This window comes from Bacteroides sp. AF29-11, assembly GCF_003602895.1.
In the GTDB taxonomy this organism is placed as follows: Bacteria; Bacteroidota; Bacteroidia; order Bacteroidales; family Bacteroidaceae; genus Bacteroides; species Bacteroides uniformis.
In genome coordinates, this window is the sequence record NZ_QTLY01000002.1 from 327405 (window position 1) to 345523 (window position 18119).

General features: G+C 46.5%; 15 protein-coding genes. 7 read left to right on the forward strand and 8 right to left on the reverse strand.

The annotated features are described in order from the left end of the window. The first annotated feature begins 75 nt into the window (after nucleotides 1–75). The 3 genes from DWZ03_RS04065 to DWZ03_RS04075 are packed head-to-tail and all read left to right on the forward strand — an operon-like array spanning nucleotide 76 to nucleotide 3412. A complete protein-coding gene (locus tag DWZ03_RS04065; protein ID WP_009038428.1) occupies nucleotides 76–1572 on the forward strand; it encodes a 4Fe-4S binding protein in 1497 nt (498 codons plus the stop codon). A 21-nt stretch (nucleotides 1573–1593) separates the two neighbouring features. Beyond that, nucleotides 1594–2994 carry an aldo/keto reductase gene (locus DWZ03_RS04070; RefSeq protein ID WP_009038429.1) on the forward strand — a complete coding sequence of 467 codons (1401 nt, stop codon included), beginning with the start codon at nucleotides 1594–1596 and terminating at the stop codon, nucleotides 2992–2994. Between the two features lies 1 nt (nucleotide 2995). Continuing rightward, nucleotides 2996–3412: a DUF1893 domain-containing protein gene (locus tag DWZ03_RS04075; protein ID WP_005825513.1), complete on the forward strand. Its 417-nt coding sequence runs from the start codon at nucleotides 2996–2998 to the stop codon at nucleotides 3410–3412. A gap of 24 nt (nucleotides 3413–3436) precedes the next feature. Here the strand turns inward: DWZ03_RS04075 and DWZ03_RS04080 are convergent, their stop codons facing one another. Further along, nucleotides 3437–5137: a lipid A phosphoethanolamine transferase gene (locus tag DWZ03_RS04080; protein ID WP_120128936.1), complete on the reverse strand. Its 1701-nt coding sequence runs from the start codon at nucleotides 5135–5137 to the stop codon at nucleotides 3437–3439. After that, nucleotides 5124–6317, reverse strand: coding sequence for a BamA/TamA family outer membrane protein (locus DWZ03_RS04085; protein WP_120128938.1), 1194 nt, complete (start codon nucleotides 6315–6317; stop codon nucleotides 5124–5126). The genes DWZ03_RS04080 and DWZ03_RS04085 overlap by 14 nt, the downstream gene beginning before the upstream one ends. 208 nt (nucleotides 6318–6525) lie before the next feature. Here DWZ03_RS04085 and DWZ03_RS04090 point away from each other — a divergent pair, with 208 nt between their 5' ends. The 3 genes from DWZ03_RS04090 (at nucleotide 6526) to DWZ03_RS04100 (ending at nucleotide 8999) form a co-directional block, all read left to right on the forward strand. Next, nucleotides 6526–7812, forward strand: coding sequence for an NAD(P)/FAD-dependent oxidoreductase (locus DWZ03_RS04090; RefSeq protein ID WP_120128940.1), 1287 nt, complete (start codon nucleotides 6526–6528; stop codon nucleotides 7810–7812). 56 nt (nucleotides 7813–7868) lie between these two features. Continuing rightward, on the forward strand, nucleotides 7869–8306 hold the full coding sequence (locus DWZ03_RS04095) for a DoxX family protein (protein WP_044468852.1): 438 nt from the start codon (nucleotides 7869–7871) through the stop codon (nucleotides 8304–8306). Between the two features lie 138 nt (nucleotides 8307–8444). Further along, entirely contained in the window at nucleotides 8445–8999 is a 555-nt protein-coding gene (locus DWZ03_RS04100; protein WP_005825518.1) for a DUF3332 domain-containing protein, read from the forward strand. 81 nt (nucleotides 9000–9080) lie between these two features. On the opposite strand, the gene DWZ03_RS04105 is transcribed toward DWZ03_RS04100, so the two are convergent. After that, entirely contained in the window at nucleotides 9081–11390 is a 2310-nt protein-coding gene (locus DWZ03_RS04105; RefSeq protein ID WP_120128943.1) for a BamA/TamA family outer membrane protein, read from the reverse strand. A 143-nt stretch (nucleotides 11391–11533) separates the two neighbouring features. Here DWZ03_RS04105 and DWZ03_RS04110 point away from each other — a divergent pair, with 143 nt between their 5' ends. Beyond that, nucleotides 11534–12295, forward strand: coding sequence for a TrmH family RNA methyltransferase (locus DWZ03_RS04110; protein WP_008664596.1), 762 nt, complete (start codon nucleotides 11534–11536; stop codon nucleotides 12293–12295). On the opposite strand, the gene DWZ03_RS04115 is transcribed toward DWZ03_RS04110, so the two are convergent. From DWZ03_RS04115 to ileS, 5 genes are read right to left on the reverse strand one after another with little or no spacing between them, the layout of a single operon-like run. Then, nucleotides 12243–12578 carry a hypothetical protein gene (locus DWZ03_RS04115; RefSeq protein WP_005837115.1) on the reverse strand — a complete coding sequence of 112 codons (336 nt, stop codon included), beginning with the start codon at nucleotides 12576–12578 and terminating at the stop codon, nucleotides 12243–12245. The genes DWZ03_RS04110 and DWZ03_RS04115 overlap by 53 nt on opposite strands. Beyond that, the gene (locus DWZ03_RS04120) at nucleotides 12575–13501 is read right to left on the reverse strand and encodes a DUF4296 domain-containing protein (RefSeq protein ID WP_016273746.1); all 927 of its coding nucleotides are present in this window, start codon (nucleotides 13499–13501) and stop codon (nucleotides 12575–12577) included. Before DWZ03_RS04120 ends, DWZ03_RS04115 begins: the two co-directional genes overlap by 4 nt. After that, a complete protein-coding gene (locus DWZ03_RS04125) occupies nucleotides 13498–14130 on the reverse strand; it encodes a lipoprotein signal peptidase (RefSeq protein WP_120128945.1) in 633 nt (210 codons plus the stop codon). The genes DWZ03_RS04120 and DWZ03_RS04125 overlap by 4 nt, the downstream gene beginning before the upstream one ends. 2 nt (nucleotides 14131–14132) lie before the next feature. Then, nucleotides 14133–14513 (reverse strand): TraR/DksA family transcriptional regulator, encoded by a 381-nt coding sequence (locus DWZ03_RS04130; protein ID WP_004290962.1) that lies wholly within the window; start codon nucleotides 14511–14513, stop codon nucleotides 14133–14135. 33 nt (nucleotides 14514–14546) lie between these two features. Continuing rightward, nucleotides 14547–18035 carry an isoleucine--tRNA ligase gene (gene ileS, locus DWZ03_RS04135; protein WP_120128947.1) on the reverse strand — a complete coding sequence of 1163 codons (3489 nt, stop codon included), beginning with the start codon at nucleotides 18033–18035 and terminating at the stop codon, nucleotides 14547–14549. Nucleotides 18036–18119: the final 84 nt, after the last annotated feature.

Genomic DNA, 18119 nt, shown 5'->3' on the forward strand with positions numbered 1-18119 from the left:
AAATTTCACTATTTCGGCAGTTGTTTTGTACTCATATCGCTGATATAGTTTAGGAACTCAAAATAAAGGATTATCATGTTACGGAAGATTAGACTGACTTTTGCAATGATTTGCTTTGTACTCATCACCTTGTTGTTCCTTGATTTTACGGGAACGTTGCATGGGTGGTTCGGCTGGTTGGCCAAAATCCAGTTTTTGCCGGCTGTATTGGCGCTAAATGTGGGAGTGATATTGTTTCTTGTAATTCTCACTTTGGTATGCGGGCGTATCTATTGTTCTGTGATTTGCCCCTTAGGGGTATTTCAGGATATACTGGCATGGCTGGGCCGGCAACCTAAAAAACGCAGGAAGCTTCCTTACTCTTATTCTCCGGCCTTATCTTGGCTGCGCTATGGCGTATTGGGTGTGTTTATCATTGCTTTGATTGCCGGAATTGGTTCATTGGCTGCTCTACTTGCACCCTATAGTGCATACGGACGTATTGCCAATAATCTTTTTCAACCTATATGGCAATGGGGCAACAATCTGCTTGCTTATCTGGCTGAACGGGCAGACAGTTATGCCTTTTATGAAACGGATGTATGGTTGAAGAGCCTGCCGACTTTTATTATTGCTGCCGCTACTTTGGCTGTGCTTGTTGTTCTGGCCGGACGCAACGGACGAACCTATTGTAATACGATTTGCCCGGTAGGAACGGTCTTGGGCTTCCTTTCACGTTATTCGCTTTTCCGCATCACAATAGATTCGGAAAAGTGCAACCAATGCAGTCTTTGTTCACGCAACTGCAAGGCAGCCTGCATCAACTTTAAGGAGCATCAGATTGATGCAAGCCGGTGTGTGGTTTGCATGAACTGCATTGAGAAGTGCAAGCATGGAGCCATTTCCTACAAGTATCATCCTTTCGGTAAACCTGCTGCGGGCAAGGCAGATTCGGAACAGATAAACGAAACCCGCCGCAGTTTTTTCACAGCAACGGCTCTGGTTGCAGCCACTTCTGTTTTAAAAGCGCAGGAAAAGAAAGTAGACGGAGGACTGGCAGCCATTGAAGATAAGAAGATTCCTGAGCGAAGCACTCCCCTCACTCCTCCCGGCTCATTGAGTGCCCGCAATATGGCGCAACACTGCACGGCCTGCCAGCTCTGTGTGTCGGCATGTCCCAATCAGGTTCTTCGTCCTTCTGCAGACTTAAGGAAATTGATGCAACCGGAAATGTCATACGAACGCGGCTATTGTAGACCGGAATGTACAAAATGTTCGGAGGTATGTCCTGCAGGGGCTATCCGTCCGATAACCAAAGCTGATAAATCATCCGTTCAGATAGGGCATGCCGTGTGGGTAAAGAAAAATTGCATACCACTGACGGATGGTGTGCAGTGTGGCAACTGTGCACGCCATTGTCCGACGGGAGCCATACAAATGGTGCCGAGTATACCTGAAGACAAGGATTCTCCAAAGATTCCGGTAATCAATGTGGAGCGTTGTATCGGCTGCGGGGCATGTGAGAATCTTTGTCCGGCCCGTCCGTTCAGTGCCATCTATGTGGAAGGACATGAAAGACATCGAATTATATAACAAAGTAGAATTTCTATAAGTATGGAAGAACATCATAAAAACAATATGAACCGTCGTGATTTCTTGAAGATAGTGGGAATTACAACCGCCACATCTACTGCTGCCCTCTATGGATGTGGTTCTAAGGAAGGAAGCAGTGAAGGCAGTAAAGTATTGGGCCCCATTCCGACGGATAAAATGACCTATCGTAGTTTTCCTGGTTTGGGGAGTGACAAAGTTTCTATTTTAGGATATGGCTGTATGCGCTGGCCTACCGTTCCTGCTCCGGATGGAAAAGGGGAAATGATAGACCAGGATGCTGTAAACGAACTGGTGGATTATGCCATTGCCCATGGCGTGAATTATTTCGATACGTCTCCGATGTATGTACAAGGATGGAGTGAGAAGTCTACGGGAATAGCTCTGAAACGCCATCCACGCGAATCGTTCTATCTTGCCACCAAACTATCCAATTTTCATCCTGATACCTGGACTCGCGAGGGTTCCATCGCCATGTACCGTAAGTCGTTCGAGGATATGCAGGTGGACTATATAGACTACTATCTGCTACACATGATTGGTGGTGGTGGCATGGAGCAATTCCGCAAACGCTACATAGACAACGGTATGATTGATTTTCTTGTCAAGGAGCGTGAAGCAGGACGCATCCGCCGTTTGGGATGGTCGTTCCACGGAGATATCGAAGTCTATGACTATGCCTTGCAGATGCATGACCGTGGTGAAGTTCATTGGGACTTTGTACAAATACAGTTGAATTATGTGGACTGGAAACATGCTTCGGGCAGCAACTTCAAGGCAGAGTATCTGTATGACGAGCTGGCCAAGCGTAAGATCCCTGCTGTCATTATGGAGCCTCTGCTGGGTGGGCGGCTCTCCAATGTCCCCGACCATATTGTGGCACGGCTGAAGCAGCGCGAACCCGAACGCAGTGTGGCGTCTTGGGCATTCCGTTATGCCGGTTCTCCCCAGGATGTACTGACAGTGCTGAGCGGCATGACTTATATGGAACATTTGCAGGATAACATCCGTACTTACTCTCCATTGGTACCACTCACAGAAGAGGAAACTCAGTATCTGTATGATACGGCAGATTTGATGATGGAGTACCCCACCATACCTTGCAACGACTGCAAGTACTGCATGCCTTGCCCGTATGGAATTGACATTCCTGCCATCTTGATACATTACAATAAATGTGTCAATGAAGGAAATGTGCCGGAAAGCAGCCAGGATGAGAATTATCGGAAAGCACGCCGTGCTTTTCTCGTAGGATATGACCGAAGTGTACCCAAACTGAGGCAGGCCGACCATTGTACCGGGTGCAACCAGTGTTCTCCGCATTGCCCGCAAACGATTGATATTCCCAAAGAACTGCATCGTATTGACAAATTTGTAGAACAGTTGAAACAAGAGACTTTATAAAATGGAGAGTATCATTGACATACTGCACAAGGGAGGATACTCTTGTGTTATGAAGAACCGGGAGGAAGTCCGTACTTTCACCCAACGGGGAGTAGCGGATTTGTATGATTTGTACCAGGCAGATTCTGCATTTATGAAGGGGGCTGCCATTGCCGATAAGGTTATAGGGAAAGGTGCCGCTGCTTTGATGGTACTGGGAGGCTTTAAAACGGTCTATGCCGATATAATCAGCACTCCTGCGCTGGCATTGCTGTGCGAAGCAGGAATTGAAACGACTTTTGCCCAAGAGGTTCCCCATATCATTAACCGTGACAAGACCGGCTGGTGCCCGTTGGAGACGGCTTGCATGGAGCTGAATACGGTAGAGGAGATGTATCCGGTGATTCAGAATTTTATATCAAGAATCAGGGCAAAATAGCAACAGCCTGCTCTCTTTCCCTGATTACCTGATGCCTTTCTCTTCCAGCATCTTGAAGTCTTCCTTGAGCATACCGACATCATCCAGTGTGCGGGCTTCATTGTGGTCGTTCAGATAGACTCTGGGTCTTTCGATAAACAGAGCGCTGGTGACAGATAAAGAGTCATTCCGGTATGGGGTCTCCACTCCACCTATTTCCAGCATTGTCTGGAAGAATGAGGCACTGGAAGATACATTCTTCTGCCTATTGGCTTGTGCGGCCTCCAATAACGATGGGTATCTCTGCCGGTAGTTTTCGGACATCCAAATAAAGAATGGCACATGTATCTGATAATAGGAAGGTACCGGTGAAGCATGCAGAAAGAGATGCCGGTTGTCATCGAAAATATCTTCTCCATGGTCTGAAGTGTATATCAGGGCAGAATTGACATGTTGTTCTTGAAGCATATCTATCAGACGAACCAGAAAATTATCCGTGTAGCGGATAGAATTGTCATAGGCATTAATCAGGTTGTCTTTGTATTTCACTTCCGCATCAACGGGCATGTCCGGCAGGAAGAAAGCCTGCTCTGCCGGATAGCGCTCTTTATAATTGAAATGAGAACCGTAAGTGTGGAGAACTATAAATTGCCTGGAAACTCCTTTGCCCAGTTCTTTTGCTACCAGTTTCAACAGTTCGTTATCAGAGGGGTTGTAATTGGAATCCCCCACATCTTCTTTAATGAAATCATACGTGTCGGCTTCTTTGCCGAAGAAGTCTATAAATGAGTGGTTATAGCGCTGGTTCGAGAAAAAGGCGGTCTGGTAACCGGCTTCCTTGAATGCTGTGATAATCCCTTTTTGATAATAGATGGAATCAAAACTGGAAGCACTGACCGGTGACAGCAACATCGGAACACTCTTGTGGGTAGTGTTTGATTCTGTCAGCACATGGCTGAAAGCTGTCAGTCCGCCAATGCCCGACAGTCCCGGGTTAGTCTCCCGTTCGTAGCCGTACAAAGCCCAGTTGCATGCCCGTGAGGTTTCTCCCACCACCATTACATATACTTCCCTTTCATCAGCCTGATGAGTACTTCTAGCATGAAAGGTAAAATCTTTAGAGGTCTTGTGATAATTCCGCGTCTGGGCCGTCCGTTGAAAAGCAAGTGCTATGTTGTAGCATACGTTGGCAGGATACAGTTCGGATTTCGGCTCATACCGGTTATCTGTCAAATAAGCAGTGCCTAAGGATAATATTCCGGCAGACAACACATACAGAGTGCGACGGCGAGCTTGCCGGATGAATGCTTCGGACAGTCTGCGTTTGTGTACAATGGATATGGTTGCCAGAATTAATGCAGGTATATAGAGCACTACCACAATAACGATGGCAGGTATCAGATTGTCCAGCAGTTCCAGCGCCTCGCTCGAATTGGTTGTCACCAGATTCAGAAACATATCCACTGCGATAATGGACTGACCGAAAAGATACAGCAATACAAGCTGGAAGGCTCCGAAGAAGATGAACGGAAATAGCAGCCAGAATGTCCTGCCACAGTTTCTCGACCAAGCCATTACAGCATAATATATAGAAAGGGGTAGCAGGATATTACATATCTTTGCCGTCCATGATATGGGTTCTGTAAAGCATAGCACTACATTGGGCACTATCAGAATGACCAGAAACAGATAGAACAAATGTTCCTGATTGTCGAACCATTTTTTTATGTCTCTAAAAAGCTTCATTGATATTGAATATAAATCCGGTCTGGTGTTTGCCAAAACCTAAATCCAAACGTACGTTTACTCTCTTTTTGAACTCCCAGCGGTAGCCGAAACCATAATTAGGAAGAATATGCCTGGCCTCCAATTCCGAGAAATTCGGGAATATGGTTCCCGCCCCTACCCATACGGAAACTCCATTTCGCTTCCATACATGTTGGCGTAGTTCCAGCTGGGCATCCATTGCACACTTGTCACGGTAGCGCCCCTCATAATAGCCACGCATAGAATAGGAACTTCCCAATGTTGCCATCAGTCCCCAGGGCGGATTTCCGTAGTTCAGCAGAGTATGGAACTGGCCTGCCAACACCCCACCCTTCCACACGGACTGGTAATAGCTGGTCGTCAGTTCCGTATTGCTGAATGCATATTTATTTCCCAAAAAGGCCGGACTGAAGCGCTGGTCTATCCGTAGGTAATATCCTTTATAGGCATTTGTCAGAAAATCGCGTGAATCATACAACAAGGAAAACCCCAAGCTCACGTTGGTGCTACGCGCTTTCATTCCTTTCCATAATTCCGGTTTTTCAAAGTCATGTCCATACACGTAATCAAATGCTGTCATCGGACCGATATAAAAGTTACGTGCCATCCGGAACATGAAGTCCACCTTAACCTGCGCCTGAAAGCGATCGTATTCACTCTCATTGTCATCATTGGCTCCATTGTCATATCCTTGTCCCCAGTAAAGGCTTGGGAAAGAATAGAAATACAGATTGTAGTTCAACCGGTATTTGTCTTGGGGAAACAGATGGTTTCCACGTACTCCCAGCAAATAGAATCCCACTGTGGAGACATCCCCATACAGAGAGACATTGGACGGAGGGAGAATACTATCGTTCCGGTCGGTACGGTAGAGTCCTGCCGCCACCAGTCCGATTCCAAATTTGGTGTCACTGGAATAATGAGGCCCGCCTATAATGCTGAAATCAAATTTCTTGTTTTTCTTTTCTTTGTTGGCATCGTTGAAGTAATTCAAAATTTTTCCGAAAAAACTGCGTTTCTTGGGAAGCGAGTCTATCGGATACGTAGAAATTGAGTCCACAGAGTTTTTTGCTTCTGCAAGGTGTGTTTGTGCATGAACAGCCGTTTCTGTAATCAGCATCAATATTGGTAATATCCATTTTGTCAATTTAGTGTCCATTTACTTGTAGAAAACTTCCGTGGCAAAGTTAGTTTTTATGTTCTTCATTACAACAATGTTACTGTTCTTTTTGTTTCCAATTTTTCTCTTTTAATGTTCATTTCTACATTGCATGTGGGGTTCACTCTTTTTAACTACATCATTTATAGAACTTTCCTCGATTTATACTGTTATTTTAATATTACAAAGAACAACATGATATTGAATTATGAAAACAGCAATGGACATTCCCGATAAAGAGGGACAGAAACGACTGGTAATCGTAGGCGGCGGCTTTGGCGGATTAAAGCTGGCACGAAAATTGAAAAGCAACAAGTTTCAGATAATTTTACTGGATAAGAATAACCATCACATCTTCCAACCGTTACTCTATCAAGTGGCCACAGCAGGTATTGAACCGAGTGCCATATCATTCCCATACCGAAAAATCTTCAAAAAAAGAGAGCATTTCCATATACGTATTTGTGAAGCACAGCAAGTCTTCCCGGAACACAATCTGCTGGAGACTTCCATCGGCACGCTGGCATACGACTATTTGGTCATTGCCACCGGCTGCAACACAAATTATTTTGGAAACGACGGGCTGGAAAAACAGACCATGGCACTAAAGAATACTTCGGAAGCCTTGTTCAACCGAAACCAGATATTGGATAGTTTTGAACAAGCCCAGAACACCGGTAATAAAGAAGAGCGCAGGCGTCTGATGACCTTTGCCATTGTAGGCGGTGGAGCTACGGGAATAGAGTTGGCTGGTGCTTTGGCCGAGATGAGGAAGTTTGTCCTTCCTCAAGACTATCCGGACTTGAATATCAATGAGATGCGTATCATCTTGTTGGATGGCTCTTCCCGGCTCTTGTCTGCTTTTTCAGAAGAGTCTTCCAAAGAAGTGGCCGATTATCTGAAGAAGCGTGATGTGGAAATCAAATTGAACCAACGGGTGATGGGATACGAGAATTATCAATTGGCATTGAATGACGGGACTGCCATCGATACCAAAAATGTATTCTGGGTGGCCGGTGTCAAGGCAAACAGCCTTCAAGGATTGCCTGCCGATGCCTATGGACCGGGAAACCGCTTGAAGGTGGACACTTATAACCGTCTTTCTCAATATCCCAATATTTTCGCTATCGGGGATACGGCCCTTATGATTTCTGAGGAGTATCCCAAAGGACACCCGCAAGTGGTGCAACCAGCCATCCAGCAGGCCCGCAACTTGATAAGGAACTTGCAGCGTGCAGAAACAGGCCTGCCGTTGCAGCCGTTTATATATCAAAACAAAGGCTCCATGGCGACCATTGGCCGCAATCATGCCGTAGTCGAGCTTAAGAAACTGCGTTTTGGCGGTTTTCCGGCATGGGCTGTGTGGCTATTCATCCATTTGATGAGTATTGTGGGTGTAAAGAACCGTCTTTTCATCTTCGTAGACTGGATGTGGAGTTACTTTACCTATGACCCGTCTTTACGGATTATCATCAAACCCTTGAAGCGGGAGTAAACTTTTATTGAGTAATATTTGTTATAGTTCATATACGAACTTAAAAACGAATGAATATGTTAAAACGACTTTTATTTCCTGTCAAACCGGACGGAACGGCAACATCTGCTATACTATTGATTGCAAGAATTGTATTCGGTATATTATTAATGAACCACGGCATCCAGAAGTGGACTAACTTTCAAGAGCTGTCGGCTGTTTTCCCTGACCCGCTGGGTGTAGGCAGTCCGCTGTCTTTAGGACTGGCTATCTTTGGTGAATTGGCATGTTCCATGGCATTCATTATAGGTTTTCTCTATCGTTTGGCTATGATACCAATGGTGTTTACAATGGCTGTTGCCTTTTTTGTAATTCATGGCAATGACCCGTTTGCCACGAAAGAGTTGGCTTTTGTGTATCTGGTAGTGTTCATATTGATGTATATCATAGGTCCGGGCAAGTTTGCCGTTGACCGCTGGATAGGAAAAGCTCTTTTCCAAAAGGCTCGTAAATAGACACTTCCGTTTTACTGAAAACAGATTTTAAGCTCAAATAGGATGTATTTTCGTAAAAAATCCTATATTTGCGGATGCTTAAAATAACTCGATGAGCTATAAAGCTAATTAAACACAGTAAAATAAAAAAGAGTGATTATGAAAAAGTTCAATTTGAAGATGGCTGCGACCGTAATGATTTGCGGCTCGTTTCTTTTCAGTTCTTGTATCGGTTCTTTTGGACTGCATAGTAAACTGGTCAGCTGGAATCAAGGTATTGGTACCAAGTTTGTAAACGAACTGGTTTATCTGGCATTCAATATTATCCCGGTATATGGCGTTTGCTATCTGGCCGATGCATTGGTCATCAACTCCATCGAATTCTGGAGTGGTTCAAACCCTATGGCCAGCATTGGTGATGTAAAGAAAGTGAAAGGCGAAAACGGTGACTACCTGGTAGAGACACTTGAAAACGGCTATTCTATCACCAAAGAAGGTGAGACTGCTTCTATGGAACTCATTTACAACAAAGAGTTGAATACTTGGAATGTTGTTGCCGATGGTGTCAGCACAGAATTGCTGCAAATGAACAATGACGGCACTGCACAAATGACCCTTCCGAACGGTGAGGAAATGACAGTGACGCTGGATGCCCAAGGTGTGGCAGCAGCACGTCAAGCGACGATGATTGACAGCTATTACGCTTTTAATTAAAAGTTGAAAATGGAAAGGTGAAAGTTGAAAATGGCTGGGTGCATAGATGCCCAATAACCATTTTCACCTTTCCACTTCCCATTAGAACGGATATCCCACAGCAAAGTGGAAGGCAAAATCGCGGCTGAATTTAGGATGGATAATGGGATAACGGTCTTTTTTCTTCTCATACGCCGGATTGACGGCCTTCATACCCCCGTCGAAACGCAATACAAAGAAATCCAAGTCAAGACGCAATCCTAAACCATATGCCACGGCAATCTGTTTATAGAACTTGTCAAATTCAAACTGACCTCCCGGCTGGTCTTTATAATCCCGTATTGTCCAGATATTCCCGGCATCTACAAAGAGGGCTCCTCTGAATTTCCAGAACAACCGTGTGCGGTATTCAATGCTGGCATCCAGCTTGATGTCTCCCGACTGGTTCATGAAGTTATTATCGCCGGGGAAAGAACCGGGCCCCAAATCACGTACAGACCATCCGCGCACACTGTTGGCGCCGCCGGAGAAGTAGCGCTTCTCAAATGGAAGCATTGTTGCATTGCCGTATGGAATGGCGATACCGGCACCAAAATGAAATGCCAATGAATTGCGGTTGTCAATGACCAGATTCTTGGCAAAGTCAAAATCGCCTTTCAGGTATTGGGCAAAAGGAATGTTCAACAAAGTGTATTCCCCCGATGCATTCTTCTTCATTCCTCCGAGCTTTGCCACAGCATACAACAAGTTACCCGCCGATTCAAAATTGAGGCGGATGGTATAGGAATTTCCGATACCGGAGTTATTCATCAATGCTCTTCCGGCACTGTTGTAGATATAGCTATAGCCGGTGCGGACAATAAAGCGGTCTTCATAATTGTATTTGAGGATGTAGTTCTCGTCTTTCTCCAGATAATCCTCTTTGAATGTCTGGTCTATGCTGGGCATATACAGATAGTTGATGTCCAGCAAATCAATGCGATGCTGCGAACGCTGTTGTTGTACCCCCCATTTGTAGCTCCATCCGGCAGATGCTACAATGCGCGTGAATTCGGGTCTCATCTGGTAGTTATATTGCAATCCGAATTCTGTAGTAGCCCTTATCCTCCGCTTGAAATCGCTGGATACAAAGGGAAACATAAACCGTGGGAAGTTGATGGTTGCTTCCGCACCTAATTCTATGTAGTCTTGATTCAAGGAGCTCTGCAAACCGGACACAGCCTCGTATGCCCCACGTAGCTTGAACATGAATGTTTCGGAACCTTTGAACATGTTGCGGTGCTGAAAAGCCACCGAAGCGGCAGCTCCCAAATCGCCGGCAGAGTTTGTGCCTTCCACCTCAAAAGATACGGACTGATGCTTGCCTCTGGTCAGCATCACATAGGCGTTGAGCTTTGCACTGTCACTCTGTTGCACTTCAAAAAAACGGATATTGGTATATTTCAGGGCTTGCAGGCGTCCGTAGTTGGAGTAGGTACGCTGCACGTTCTGCTCGTTATAGAGAGTTCCCGGAGTGATGCGCAGATTGTTGGTCAACACTTTGGGACGCAGATAAAGCTTGTCTTTGTAGTAGATGGGGAATCCTTTGTAGTGCAATGAATCATTCACCTCAATGCTGTTCAAGGCAGATGCCTGCAACACATTATAGTCGGTAATGAAACTCACTTTATTGATAGTGTATTGCCGGTGATTCTGCGGTGTATCCTCGTTGTGCTGCCTGTATGGAGCCAAGTGCAACGTCAAATCTACCAGATAAGAATTACGGACAGTATCTGCGGTATAGGATATGTACTCTTTGTTGAACTTGTAATATCCATTCTGAAGCAGTTTGTTTGTGATACGCTGGCGTTCTGCATCCAGTACATTGACATCAAAATACATGCCTTCGGACAATAGGGTTACTGCGGAATCCTGCCGCATGTATTCCTTTATTTTACTGTCCCGGATATCATATTTCAAGGTACGCACTTTATAGGGCTTACCGGTCGTCACCTTATAGACCAACTTCATCTTTTTCTTCTTGACTTGGCGTACCGGTTCCACCAGGGCGCCCATATAGCCCATATTCTGCACAGCCTTAGTGATTTCTTCCCTGGTCCGGTTGGTTTCCTCCTCACTGTATATGACCGGGGCATCCCCTAATTTCCTCAATGTACGGTTTATCCAGCGTGTAGAGTCCCGTCCGGACCAGTTGTAGACATACAACTGGGTCTTTATCAGGCTGAACCACTTCGCATTGGGATTCTGGCGGATGTACATGGAGAGATTGGATGGTTTTACTTCCTTATTATCAGTATGTATGCGCACTTCATCCAGCAAATACGAGCCATCCGGCACATATTTGGTAGAAGAACAGGAAGCCAACAAAAGTACGATAGTAGTAAGTATCGCGTAGCGGAAACCTTTATTCATACCGAGTCATTAATTGCGCATAAACAGCTACAAATATACTTGTATTTTTTTGTTCCCGAAATAAAAAACGCCGGAAGAGTGCAGAGTTTTTGATTATATTGAAATAATCACGTATTTTTGTCAAATGATAACATGTGTGTCCTATGGCATTAAGTAAAAATCGCATTAAATATATCCACTCGTTGGAGCAGAAAAAGAACCGGAAGGCCGACAAGGTATTTCTGGCAGAAGGACCTAAACTCGTAGGGGATTTGTTGGGACATTTTCCTTGTCAGTTCTTGCTGGCAACTTCAGAATGGCTTTCCCGGAACCGCCCTCTCTCCACCGTAACGGATGTCACGGAAGTATCGGAGGAGGAACTTTCGCGTGCCAGCCTGCTGAAAACTCCCCAACAAGTGCTGGCTGTGTTCCGGCAGCCGGATGAGGAGACGGATATTTCCGTCATCAGTCACTCCCTCTGTCTGGCTTTGGATGATGTGCAAGACCCCGGTAACCTGGGAACGATTGTCCGCCTTGCTGATTGGTTTGGGATAGAGCATATTTTCTGTTCGCCCAACACGGTGGATATCTATAATCCCAAAACTGTGCAGGCCACGATGGGAGGTATCGCACGCGTCAGACTGCATTATACTCCCCTACCCGAGTTCATCCGCTCACTGAAGGATATTCCCGTTTACGGCACTTTCCTGGACGGAGAGAATATGTACGGACAACCGCTTTCGAAAAATGGGCTGATTGTGATGGGTAATGAAGGAAATGGCATCGGAAAAGAAGTGGAGGCACTCATCAACCGCAAACTATACATACCGAATTATCCCGCCAGCCGTGAGACCTCGGAGTCATTGAACGTGGCTATTGCCACAGCAGTAGTTTGCGCTGAGTTCCGGCGCCAGGCTGCATTGTAGTAAAATCAAAAGGAAAAAACAACCAGGGAATCAAATAAGGCAATTCTTCCTCGATAACCGGAGGGATTGCCGTCAGTATATTGCAGCACGTATCAAAATGAGGATAGTCTGTTTCCACCTCCGTAAGCAAAGCTATGACTCCCGGTAGCCATTCCGTATTCTCCACCTCTTCTGTCAATGGGAAGATACGTGATACACATTGTCCTTCACCTATCTCCACCACATATTGTTTCAGATAGCCATGCCCGGGAAGAAACAGAAAATGGGAAGCGTAGCGTTTCATGCTTTCGGACGGGGACGTATGGTTCTGGGAGTCGTGGTATTTTCCTGCTCCTGAATTTCCAGAGGTTTCAATTTCTCAGGTTTTCCGATACTGTCTTTGCGAAGGGAGTCTGTCGCCTGCTGAAGGCTGTCCTTTGGGGCAATGACCAAGCTGTCCGTGGCGTGATAGCGCATCAGTGAGATACGGTCTGCCAGCAAAGGCTGTGGAGTCTCCTGCTGCGGATAATAGATGAACCCGCGTATTTCCTTGATTTCTCCTAAAGTATCGGCAAACAAGGTGAGCGTTTCCACACCTGTGTCTTGTACTTTCCGAATGGCACTGATGACACTGTCATTCTTTTCGTAAAGAACCTGCATCGCCATCAACGGAGCATGTATGCTGTCCGGTGCACCGTTGTGGAAACGGAAGCGCACGCTCCAGCGCAGCGTGTCACGGTCGTGGAAATTGGTGTCTGATGGCAACGTAAACGTTATCTTGTTGTCCAGGGGCATACCCGTCAACTGATAGATATGCTGCCATATCCACACGTCGATACTGTCTCCGGGAAGTGATTCTTTCGGCTTGTTGTCACGCAGGGCAATCAAATGGTTGATACCGTCTCTCTCGGCTTTCAACCGTACATTCACTTTCTCGTAGATTTTGGTAAGTACTTCCGGGTTACGGGCAAACCAGACCATAGAAGAGTCAAAATCGGCCTGAGTAATGCCATATTTCTTGAAAACCGATTCAATGTATAGCACCCGCTTATAACTTTCGTTATACGGCACTTCTTCACCCATAGCTTTGGCTATGTGATAATCATAAAGCACGTTTTCCATCTTGGCATCCGGAAGGACGGTTTCAGGTCTTTTCACCTTACAAGCCGTCAGACTGAACACCAGAAGGACTACGCTACACCATTGAATTCGATTTATTCCTTTCATGATTTCTTTATGGCAGCATGATAGGCATCATTGAAGTCCTTGCCGTAGAACAACAGCAAAGCAATGATACCGCAACTGATTGCTGCATCCGCAAAATTGAATATCGGGCTGAAGAAAATGAAATGTTCTCCACCGACAAACGGCATCCATGCGGGCCAGTTTGTATCAATGATGGGGAAATAGAACATATCCACCACCTTGCCATGGAACCACGGGCCATATCCCCCTCCTTCAGGCATGAAGGAGGCTATCTGCGAATGGGTGCTTTCGTTGAACAGCACGCCATAGAACACACTGTCGACAATGTTTCCCAAGGCTCCCGTCAAGACCAAAGACACACAGATGATAAATCCGGTCTTCATGCCTTGCTTCACGAACTTGTACAGAAACCAGCCAATGACCGTGACTGCAGCAATGCGGAACAAGGTCAGGAACAGTTTGGCGAATATTTCCATACCGAAAGCCATACCACTATTCTCGGTAAAGTATATATAGAACCAATCCGTAATCCGGATACTCTCATGCCAGTACATGTGGGTCTTTATCCAAATCTTGATAATCTGGTCTATAACCAATACCGAAAATATGATAAGGCAGGCTATCCGGCCCTTCGTAAAGAATTTACCCATTTTTATTTCTTGCCGTTGTTTTTAGCTTCGATGCTCAAAGTGGCATGGGGCACTGCACGAAGGCGCTCTGCCGGTATCAGTTTGCCGGTTTCGCGGCAAATGCCATATGTTTTGTTCTCAATGCGCACCAAAGCAGCCTGCAATCCTTGGATGAACTTCAACTGGCGTTGGGCCAGACGTGTGGTTTCTTCCTTGGATAAGGTGTTGGCACCTTCTTCCAGTACTTTGTACGTAGGAGATGTATCGTCGGTGTCATTACCGTCTGCACCCGTCAGGCTGGCCTTTAACAGTTCATAGTCACGTTGTGCCAACTCTAACTTCTCCATAATGATAGCGCGGAATTCTTCCAATTCAGCATCTGAGTATCTAGTCTTTTCTGCCATAACTTTTACGTGTTAATCAGGGTTAGTATTTAATTATTCTTTCACTACGCTCACGTACAGCGAGAAATCGTCGAAGTTCAGTTCTGTACCATTTTCTACGTTGTCTGCCAGCGTCAGTGAAGTTCCTAAAACTTGGTTGCGAATATAGTCATTATATTCATTTACCGCATCATCTGTTTGAGGATTTTTTGATAATGTAATCTTTATTTTATCTGTTATCTCAAAACCGCTCGACTTGCGGATATTCTGAATGCGGTTTACCAGCTCGCGTGCAATACCCTCACGGCACAGCTCTTCGGTAACGGTAACTTCCAGAGCCACGGTCAGTTTGCCCTCGTTGGCAACCAGCCATCCCGGAATATCCTCACTGAAGATTTCCACATCTGCCGTTTCAATCACGGCTTCTGCACCGTCCAGATTGAACGTATAAGAGCCTTTCTTCTCCAGCTCGGCAATGGCTTCCTGGGACATTTCTGCCACAGCAGCAGCCACGGCTTTCATCTGCTTACCGAATTTCGGTCCCAGCTTCTTGAAGTCGCATTTCACTTTCTTTACCAGTACACCGGCAGCACCGTCCACAAACTGGATTTCTTTTACATTCACCTCGTTCATGATAAGTGTTTTCACAGCCTCGATGTGTGCACGCTGTTCTTCATCCACTACCGGTATCATGATGCACTGAAGCGGTTGGCGGACTTTGATGTTCACCTTGCGGCGCAATGCCAATACCATGGAAGTGACGTCTTGTGCCATCTGCATGCGGACTTCCAATCCCTTGTCTATCATTTCCTCCTTATATTCGGGGAACTTGGCAAGGTGTACGGAAACCACATTGTCGCGTCCCGTAGCTGCAATCAGGTCGGAATAGAGCATATCAGCATAGAACGGAGCGATGGGTGCCATCAGCTTGGCTACAGTTTCCAAGCAGGTATAGAGTGTCTGGAATGCAGAGAGCTTGTCCTGCGTCATACCACCGCCCCAGAAACGTTTGCGGTTCAGGCGGACATACCAGTTGGAGAGGTTGTCGTTCACGAATTCGGAAATGAGACGTCCTGCCTTTGTAGGCTCGTATTCATTGTAGCAGGTATCCACGTTCTTCACCAGCGTATTCAGCACGGAGAGAATCCAGCGGTCTATCTCGGGACGTTCCGTCATGGGCACGTCGGCTTCCTTGTATTCAAATTCGTCCACATTGGCATAGAGGGCGAAGAATGAATAGGTGTTATAGAGTGTTCCGAAGAACTTGCGGCGCACCTCTTCCACGCCATCCACGTCGAACTTGAGATTGTCCCACGGAGAAGAGTTGGTGATCATGTACCAGCGCAACGGGTCGGACCCGTATTTCTCGATGGTCGAGAAGGGGTCTACGGCATTGCCCAGACGCTTGGACATCTTGTTACCATTTTTGTCGAGCACCAAGCCGTTGGAAATGACAGCCTTATAAGAAATACTGTCGAACACCATTGTAGCGATGGCGTGCAACGTGAAGAACCAACCGCGTGTCTGGTCCACCCCTTCGGCGATGAAATCGGCAGGATATACCTGGTGGCTATCCAGCAGTTCCTTATTCTCGAACGGATAGTGTATCTGTGCATAAGGCATGGCACCGGAATCGAACCAAACGTCAATCAAGTCCGTTTCGCGTTTCATCGGCTTGCCGTCTTTAGAAACAAGGATGACATCGTCCACGTAAGGACGGTGCAAGTCTATCTTGTCGTAATTCTCTTTGGTATATACACCCGGCTGGAAGCCCTTCTCCTTGTAAGGATTGGACTGCATCAAGCCGGCAGCTACGGATTTCTCTATTTCGTTGTAAAGTTCTTCTACAGACTCGATACACTTTTCCTCGCTATTGTCCTCTGTACGCCAGATGGGCAGCGGAGTACCCCAGTAGCGCGAACGGCTGAGGTTCCAGTCATTCAGGTTTTCCAGCCACTTGCCGAAACGTCCCGTACCGGTGCTTTCCGGCTTCCAGTTGATGGTCTTGTTCAACTCTATCATACGTTCTTTGCAAGCGGTGCTGCGGATAAACCAGCTATCCAGCGGATAGTACAATACGGGTTTGTCCGTACGCCAGCAGTGCGGATAATTGTGTACATGCTTTTCTATCTTGAATGCCTGGCGGGCGGCTTTCATCATCATGCAGAGTTCGATATCCAATGATTCGGCAGCTTGTGCAGCCTGCTCATCATACTTGCCGTCTACAGTGAATTGAGGGTCATAGGCATTCTTTACCCACTTGCCCTGATAGTCTTTGTAAAGGTCTGCATTGACACATGCCTTTACAAACTCCTCGTCCAGTTCGTCAATCAAGAAGAACTTACCGGTGAGGTCTACCATCGGGCGGGTCTCACCCTTCTTGTTTATCATGAACAAGGACGGTATACCTGCAGCGCGTGCCACAAAAGCATCGTCCGCACCAAAGGTCGGGGCAATGTGTACGATACCCGTACCGTCTTCAGTCGTCACATAGTCACCAGAAATTACACGGAAACCTTTGTCGCTGGGAGTCCAGCTACCGTCTTCGGCAACGTCTATCGGCTTCACCCACGGGATGAGCTGTTCGTACTCCATGCCTATCAGGTCCGGGCCTTTATATTCGCCCACCACCTTGAACGGTATCAGCTTATCACCCGGCTTATAGTCCTCTAATGCAATGCCTTCCGCTTTTTTGTTGAAGTGGGTATAGAGCAGCGCCTTTGCCAGGACGACGGTCATTTTCTCGCCGCTATAGCCGTTGTAGGTCTGCACGGCAACGTAGTCTATCTTAGGCCCTACACAGAGCGCGGTATTGCTGGGCAATGTCCACGGAGTGGTAGTCCATGCCAGGAAGTAGGGAGTCCCCCACTCTGCCATTTCCGGCTTCGGGTTCTTTATCTTGAACTGCCCCACCACGGTCGTGTCTTTCACGTCGCGGTAGCATCCGGGCTGGTTCAGCTCGTGCGAGCTGAGTCCCGTACCGGCAGCGGGAGAATACGGCTGTATGGTATATCCTTTATAAAGCAGTCCTTTCTTGTAGAGTTGCTTCAACAGCCACCACAGGGTTTCGATGTAGCGGTTGTCGTAAGTGATGTAGGGGCTCTTCATGTCCACCCAATAGCCCATCTTGTGAGTCAGGTCTTCCCACTCTTTGGTGAACTTCATGACGTCCTTGCGGCAGGCGGCATTGTATTCCGCTACGGAAATAGTCTTGCCAATATCCTCTTTCGTAATGCCGAGTGCTTTTTCCACACCCAGTTCCACGGGCAGTCCATGAGTATCCCATCCGGCCTTACGCTTTACTTGGAACCCCTTCATCGTTTTGTAACGGCAGAAAATGTCCTTAATGGAGCGAGCCATTACGTGGTGAATGCCCGGCATACCATTGGCCGAGGGAGGTCCTTCGAAAAATACGAAAGAAGGACAACCTTCACGTTCTGTCATACTCTTGGCGAAAACCTGGTTTTCGTCCCATTTCTTCAACACTTTTCCGTTCACTTCGGAAAGGTCGAGCTTCGAATATTCGGCAAACTTCTTACCCATCTTGATATTTACTATTTGACAATTTACAATTTACGATTGAAGATACTCTTGATAGGCATTTGGTACGTCAAAAGCTACCTTCTC

Excerpts from the sequence above, each read along its gene's own strand:
- DWZ03_RS04065 (WP_009038428.1), top strand. The coding sequence starts at position 76 with ATGTTACGGAAGATTAGACTGACTTTTGCAATGATTTGCTTTGTACTC.
- DWZ03_RS04100 (WP_005825518.1), top strand. The coding sequence starts at position 8,445 with ATGAAAAAGTTCAATTTGAAGATGGCTGCGACCGTAATGATTTGCGGC.
- DWZ03_RS04125 (WP_120128945.1), bottom strand. The coding sequence starts at position 14,130 with ATGGGTAAATTCTTTACGAAGGGCCGGATAGCCTGCCTTATCATATTT.
- ileS (WP_120128947.1), bottom strand. The coding sequence starts at position 18,035 with ATGGGTAAGAAGTTTGCCGAATATTCGAAGCTCGACCTTTCCGAAGTG.
- DWZ03_RS04070 (WP_009038429.1), top strand. The coding sequence starts at position 1,594 with ATGGAAGAACATCATAAAAACAATATGAACCGTCGTGATTTCTTGAAG.
- DWZ03_RS04130 (WP_004290962.1), bottom strand. The coding sequence starts at position 14,513 with ATGGCAGAAAAGACTAGATACTCAGATGCTGAATTGGAAGAATTCCGC.
- DWZ03_RS04105 (WP_120128943.1), bottom strand. The coding sequence starts at position 11,390 with ATGAATAAAGGTTTCCGCTACGCGATACTTACTACTATCGTACTTTTG.
- DWZ03_RS04075 (WP_005825513.1), top strand. The coding sequence starts at position 2,996 with ATGGAGAGTATCATTGACATACTGCACAAGGGAGGATACTCTTGTGTT.
- DWZ03_RS04095 (WP_044468852.1), top strand. The coding sequence starts at position 7,869 with ATGTTAAAACGACTTTTATTTCCTGTCAAACCGGACGGAACGGCAACA.
- DWZ03_RS04090 (WP_120128940.1), top strand. The coding sequence starts at position 6,526 with ATGAAAACAGCAATGGACATTCCCGATAAAGAGGGACAGAAACGACTG.
- DWZ03_RS04110 (WP_008664596.1), top strand. The coding sequence starts at position 11,534 with ATGGCATTAAGTAAAAATCGCATTAAATATATCCACTCGTTGGAGCAG.
- DWZ03_RS04080 (WP_120128936.1), bottom strand. The coding sequence starts at position 5,137 with ATGAAGCTTTTTAGAGACATAAAAAAATGGTTCGACAATCAGGAACAT.
- DWZ03_RS04085 (WP_120128938.1), bottom strand. The coding sequence starts at position 6,317 with ATGGACACTAAATTGACAAAATGGATATTACCAATATTGATGCTGATT.
- DWZ03_RS04115 (WP_005837115.1), bottom strand. The coding sequence starts at position 12,578 with ATGAAACGCTACGCTTCCCATTTTCTGTTTCTTCCCGGGCATGGCTAT.
- DWZ03_RS04120 (WP_016273746.1), bottom strand. The coding sequence starts at position 13,501 with ATGAAAGGAATAAATCGAATTCAATGGTGTAGCGTAGTCCTTCTGGTG.